Annotated in this window: 7 protein-coding genes; all 7 read left to right on the top strand. The window is 42.6% G+C overall.

The window, feature by feature from the left end; genetic code table 11:
- Positions 1-316, top strand: a 316-nt coding sequence (locus V5N63_RS09025) for an MBL fold metallo-hydrolase RNA specificity domain-containing protein (protein WP_332033679.1), incomplete at its 5' end; no start/stop codon positions are given.
- Positions 317-325: 9 nt separating this feature from the next.
- A complete protein-coding gene (locus tag V5N63_RS09020) occupies positions 326-886 on the top strand; it encodes an ATP-binding protein (protein WP_332033678.1) in 561 nt (186 codons plus the stop codon).
- An 87-nt stretch (positions 887-973) separates the two neighbouring features.
- A complete protein-coding gene (merTP, locus tag V5N63_RS09015) occupies positions 974-1603 on the top strand; it encodes a mercuric transport protein MerTP (protein ID WP_332033677.1) in 630 nt (209 codons plus the stop codon).
- 15 nt (positions 1604-1618) lie between these two features.
- Positions 1619-1828 (top strand): GDCCVxC domain-containing (seleno)protein, encoded by a 210-nt coding sequence (locus tag V5N63_RS09010; protein WP_082423508.1) that lies wholly within the window; start codon positions 1619-1621, stop codon positions 1826-1828.
- A gap of 38 nt (positions 1829-1866) precedes the next feature.
- On the top strand, positions 1867-2430 hold the full coding sequence (locus V5N63_RS09005) for a DUF305 domain-containing protein (RefSeq protein WP_228438156.1): 564 nt from the start codon (positions 1867-1869) through the stop codon (positions 2428-2430).
- Between the two features lie 36 nt (positions 2431-2466).
- A complete protein-coding gene (locus V5N63_RS09000; protein WP_332033676.1) occupies positions 2467-4593 on the top strand; it encodes a heavy metal translocating P-type ATPase in 2127 nt (708 codons plus the stop codon).
- A 7-nt stretch (positions 4594-4600) separates the two neighbouring features.
- On the top strand, positions 4601-5715 hold a 1115-nt coding region (locus V5N63_RS08995), incomplete at its 3' end, for a heavy metal-binding domain-containing protein (protein WP_332033675.1).

The raw sequence follows: 5715 nt of genomic DNA, 5'->3' as shown, positions 1-5715 counted from the left end.
TGATAATACCCTGCTTTTTGTTGGCTATCAGGCCGAAGGAACCCGTGGAAGAAAATTATTGGAGGGTGAGAAAGAACTAAAAGTGTACGGAAAATGGGTGCCGTTCAATATGGAAGTAGCGGAAATTGAAGGACTGTCTTCACATGCAGACCACAATGAACTCCTTGGCTGGATGAATGGAATAACAAATATTCCGGAAAGAATTTTCATCGTACATGGGGAGAAGGAAGGCGCAGAAGCGCTGCAGCTGGGCATAAAAGAAACCTACGGCTGGGATTCCCAAATACCGCAACTTTATGATATTGAAGAATTATAATTTGGAGATATGAATCATATAAGGGACAGTAAAATCAAGCATTCAGAAGAGACCAACTGGTATGTGATTACCGGCGGACCCAGTACCGGAAAAACAACGACCATTGATTTGCTTCAGAAGCAAGGTTACCATACGACAATTGAGCACGCCAGGCATTACATTGATACCATGCATAATGAAGGAAATTCCGTTAAAGAAATTAGAAGCAATAAGAAGAAATTTCAATTGGGCGTGTTAGATATGCAGATTGCCCAAGAAGGATCGCTCAATAAGGAGGATATGGTTTTTTTGGACAGGGCTATCCCGGACGCAATGGCTTATTATCAATTTTTAAACTTGGATTATGATGAAAAGTTACTTAATGCCGTCAACGGGGTTTCCTACAAAAAAATCTTTATTTTAGACCGATTGCCTTTTACCAAAGACTACGCGAGAACGGAAAATGAAGACGATCAAAAAGTAATTCATATGTTAATAATAGAAACTTATACCAATCTCGGTTTCCCTATCGTTTTTGTTCCGGTTTTGCCTCCTGCAGAAAGAGTTCAATATATTTTAAATAATTTATAAGAAAAACCATTGTCAAACAAAATAAATCTATTTTTGAAATTAGCATTAATTTAGATCTTTAAATATCAAGTAGAAACTTAAAACAATATGAAAACAGACAGAAAATTAATCGGAGCAGGACTTTTGACAGCAGTTACCGCTTCATTGTGTTGTATTACACCAGTATTGGTTTTAATAGCAGGAACAAGCGGAATTGCTGCGACTTTTTCCTGGCTCGAACCTTTACGGCCTTATTTAATCGCGTTAACAGTTTTCGTTCTTGGTTTTGCCTGGTATCTTAAACTAAAACCCAAAAAACAATTAGACTGTAGCTGCGAGAAAGATGAAAAAATACCATTCACGCAGTCGAAAATGTTTTTAGGGATTGTTACCCTATTTGCAGTCGTTATGCTTGCCTTCCCCTACTATTCAGCTGTTTTCTATCCAAAAACAGAAAAGCAAATTATAATAGTAGACCAATCTAATATCCGGGAAATAGAATTTACAATTAGTGGAATGACCTGCGCAAGCTGTGGTGAACATGTCAATAGCGAAGTAAATAAACTGACGGGAATTATAAGTTCAGACGCTTCGTACGAAAACAAAAATGCAGTTGTGAAATTTGATGATTCAAAAACAAACATTGATGAAATCGAAAACGCCATAAACGCTACCGGATATGTAGTAACTGACAAAAAAGAATATCAATTGGAAACCCTTGGTCCTGAAAAACCATAATAAATTATTAAACAGATGAATACAGTCAAATTACAGTCAATAATCACCTGCCCCAATTGCGGACACAGGAAGGAGGAAACAATGCCTACAGATTCTTGCCAGTATTTCTACGAATGCGAAAAATGCAGGATCGTTTTAAAACCAAAACAGGGCGACTGCTGTGTGTATTGCAGTTACGGAACAGTGCCTTGTCCCCCAGTTCAGCAGGACAAGAAATGTTGCTAAAAGTCCTTACGTTTAACTAAATAACAAAAACCATTTTAATGGACAAATCAACGCACAGCCACAAAGTTTCTCCGGACCATAGTGCCTCGGGGAAAACTCATTCTACACAGAATATGGATTCAAAAAAAGAAAGTGAACAAATGGATCACAGCGGGGCATACAAAAAGTTGTTTTGGATGCTTCTCATTTCCTTCGTATCCATGTTTATATTAATGTATGCGATGGTTGATCGGTTATCCAATGTGATTCCCAATATCAATCAGTTTTATATGGCCGGACTAATGGCTTCTCCTATGTTGATCATCGAACTGCTGTTAATGGCAAAGATGTATCCCAATAAAAAACTCAACAAGGTACTGATGGGTGTCGGTGTGTTGGCGATGGTGCTGTTTTGGTCTGGCATTCGGCAGCAGACAGCCGTGGGAGATGTCCAGTTCCTAAAGTCCATGATTCCACACCATGCAGGGGCTATTCTTATGGTCGAAGAAAGTAATCTGGTCGATCCGGAAGTGAGAAAGTTGGGCGAGGAAATTATCAAAGCACAGGAGGAGGAAATTGCCGTCATGAGGGCGAAAATTAAGGAACTTCAAACCCGGAAGTAATCTCAAATAGCAGAATTTAACGCAAAAAATTGAATTATGAAAAAATACACCTGTCCCATGCATCCCCAGATATTGAAGGACGAACCGGGGAAATGTCCACTTTGCGGAATGAACTTAATTCCCTTGGGAGGAACCGCCCGACCTGAAAAAGACGAACACAGCCATCATCATCAGAATCATGCTCATAACTCAGAATCTGATAGTTCAGCGGCGGGATTTGACAAACATGCAGGTCATCATACTCCGGATTTCCTGAAGAGATTCTGGATCTCTTTGGCACTTACCGTTCCGGTCCTTCTGCTTTCTCATATGATTCAGCAGTGGCTTGGTTTCACAATTGCTTTTAACGGTGATAAATATGTACTTCTGGTTTTGGGAAGTATTATTTATTTCTACGGTGGAATGCCTTTTTTCAAAGGGTTTTTGGGCGAAGTGAAAGCCGGAGCTATTGGGATGATGACGCTCGTTGCTTTGGCGATTACCGTAGCTTATGTCTATTCCGTTGCCGTCGTATTCGGGCTGCCGGGCATGGATTTCTTCTGGGAACTTGCCACCTTAATTGTGATCATGCTTCTTGGGCACTGGCTCGAGATGCGTTCGCAGATGGCTGCTTCAAAAGCGTTGCAATCTCTAGTTGCCTTACTACCAAATGACGTAACCGTCGAGCAGAACGGAAGTCCGGTTAAAATAAAACTGGAACAGCTGAAAAACGGAGATACTGTAATCATAAGACCGGGCGAAAAAGTCGCCGCTGACGGTCTGATTGTCGAGGGCACTTCTTACTTAAATGAAAGCATGCTGACGGGAGAAAGTGTTCCTGTAAGAAAAGAGTCCGGTGGAAAGGTTATCGCAGGGTCTATCAATGGAGACGGGGCTTTAAAGATAAAAGCAACAGGGGTTGGGAAGGATTCGTACCTCAATAAGGTCATTAATTTGGTTCAGGATGCGCAGGCAGCAAAGTCGAACACTCAGAATCTGGCGGATAAAGTAGCCAAATGGCTTACTATAGTAGCAATTGTGGTGGGAGTAGGAACTTTCGCTTACTGGTACATCACCATGGGAGATTTGGCTTTTGCTCTGGAACGGATGGTAACGGTAATGGTAACGGCCTGCCCTCATGCTTTAGGAGTGGCAATCCCTCTGGTGGTGGCCATTTCCACTACACTTTCAGCGACAAATGGTTTACTCATCAGAAACCGAACGGCTTTTGAAACCACGAGAAAATTATCGACCATTATTTTCGATAAAACCGGCACCCTTACGAAAGGTTCCCACACCGTGCAGAAAATCATTCCTCTAACGGAACACTATTCGGAAAACGATTTACTCCAGTATGCAGCAGCAGTGCAGCAGAACTCCGAACATCACATTGCAAAAGGAATCATGCAGACCCTTTCCGAGAAAAAACTGGAGCTATGGAAGTCAGACAGTTTCCGCTACATGCAGGGAATTGGAGTGACAGGAATCGTAAACGGTAAATCGGTTGTCGCGGCTGGTCCTAATTATTTTGTTCAAAACAATAAACAGGTACCTGCCATTCCGGAAGAAATCAACCAGGATGCAGAAACAGTGAACTTTATTTTGATTGATGACGTGCCCGTGGGTATTGTTTCTTTAGCAGATACCATTCGCGAAGGCGCAAAAGAAGCTATTGACCAACTTCGAAGCATGAACATTAAATCATTCCTGCTTACAGGTGATAACGAAAAGGTAGCGGCGGCGGTGTCAAAGCAGTTAGGAATGGACGGATATCTGGCAAATGTACTTCCGCACCACAAACAGGAAAAAGTAAAAGAATTTCAGGATAAAGGAGAAATCGTTGCCATGACAGGTGACGGCGTAAATGATGCACCGGCTTTGGCAGCAGCAGATGTAGGCATTGCAGTTGGCAGCGGAACTGATGTTGCTGCCGAAACCGCAGATATTATTCTGGTCAACAGTGACCCTCGAGACGTGGTGAAAATGATAGATTTTGGAAAGAAAACCTACAGCAAGATGATCCAGAATCTCGTATGGGCAGTGGGCTACAACGTCGTGGCTATTCCACTTGCTGCGGGTGTTCTGTATCCTACATTTGTCCTGAGTCCCGCCATGGGCGCAGTGCTGATGAGTGTAAGCACCATCGTGGTCGCACTTAATGCAAGTTTGTTAAAAATTAAATAATCACAAGATGAAATATATATTTTCGCTCTTTCTATTTATGGCAATGTCCATAAACAGTTATTCACAGAGCACCAAAACCGTGTACACCTGCCCGATGCATCCACAGGTCGTGAAATCAGCACCCGGTAACTGCCCCATTTGCGGCATGACACTGGTGAAGAAAACCATCACCGAAAAAAAACCGGCAGCCAAACCCGCAGCTGCTCCTAAAAAAGTTACAGCAGTTAAAAAAACTACGGCTAAGAAATCTGAAATTACCGCTGCAAAAACAAAGACGGTAACGGAAGTTAAAAAAACGGTCCTGCCAAAGGCTAAACCAACACCGAAAGATCCAGCCGCCGTTAAGACCCCACAACATCAAACTTCAGATCTTAATCAGCATGAAGCAGCGCAAAAGATGTACACCTGTCCGATGCACCCCGAGGTGGTTTCGGACAAACCCGGAAAGTGTCCCAAATGCGGAATGAATCTGGTTCCTCAGAAGGAAAGCAGCCAGTATCAGGCTACCGGCAAAATCCCTCAACATCAAACTTCAGATAAGCATCAGCATGAAGCAGCGCAAAAAAGTTACACGTGTCCGATGCACCCGGAAGTGGTTTCAGACAAACCCGGAAAGTGTCCAAAGTGTGGTATGAATTTGGTCCCGCAAAACGAAAGTGATACAGATCATTCTGCACACGGAAATACCCTAATAGATGGTGAACACAAAATGGTCATACCGATGCCTGAAAAAAACCTGAAAGCTGGGCGCAAAGTGACCTACCATCTTTATGTGAAAGATACCCTGGTAAATTTTGCGGGCAAACAGAAACGCGCCATTGCTGTGAACGGACAGATTCCGATGCCAAAACTGGAGTTTTACGAAGGAGATACGGCAGAAGTTATTGTCCACAATTTGATGGATGAAGAAACTTCTCTGCATTGGCACGGTCTTCATCTTCCAAATAAAGAAGATGGGGTTCCATGGCTTACCCAAAAACCCATTCCACCCAAATCCACTTATACATATTCCTTTCCCATCATCCAAAACGGAACCCACTGGTATCACTCTCACACCGGTCTGCAAGAGCAGATTGGAATGTATGGGATGATGATTCTGAAAAAACGTCCCGAAGATCCTAC

The sequence above is a fragment of the Kaistella sp. genome (genome assembly GCF_032060305.1).
Classification (GTDB): domain Bacteria; phylum Bacteroidota; class Bacteroidia; order Flavobacteriales; family Weeksellaceae; genus Kaistella; species Kaistella yananensis.
Note: the sequence above shows the minus strand (reverse complement) of the source record. Positions and strands in the feature narration are given on the sequence as shown.

What these genes read in the sequence shown, in the direction of transcription:
- V5N63_RS09005 (WP_228438156.1), top strand. Translation starts at nt 1,867, where the DNA reads ATGGACAAATCAACGCACAGCCACAAAGTTTCTCCGGACCATAGTGCC.
- V5N63_RS09020 (WP_332033678.1), top strand. Translation starts at nt 326, where the DNA reads ATGAATCATATAAGGGACAGTAAAATCAAGCATTCAGAAGAGACCAAC.
- V5N63_RS09010 (WP_082423508.1), top strand. Translation starts at nt 1,619, where the DNA reads ATGAATACAGTCAAATTACAGTCAATAATCACCTGCCCCAATTGCGGA.
- V5N63_RS09000 (WP_332033676.1), top strand. Translation starts at nt 2,467, where the DNA reads ATGAAAAAATACACCTGTCCCATGCATCCCCAGATATTGAAGGACGAA.
- merTP (WP_332033677.1), top strand. Translation starts at nt 974, where the DNA reads ATGAAAACAGACAGAAAATTAATCGGAGCAGGACTTTTGACAGCAGTT.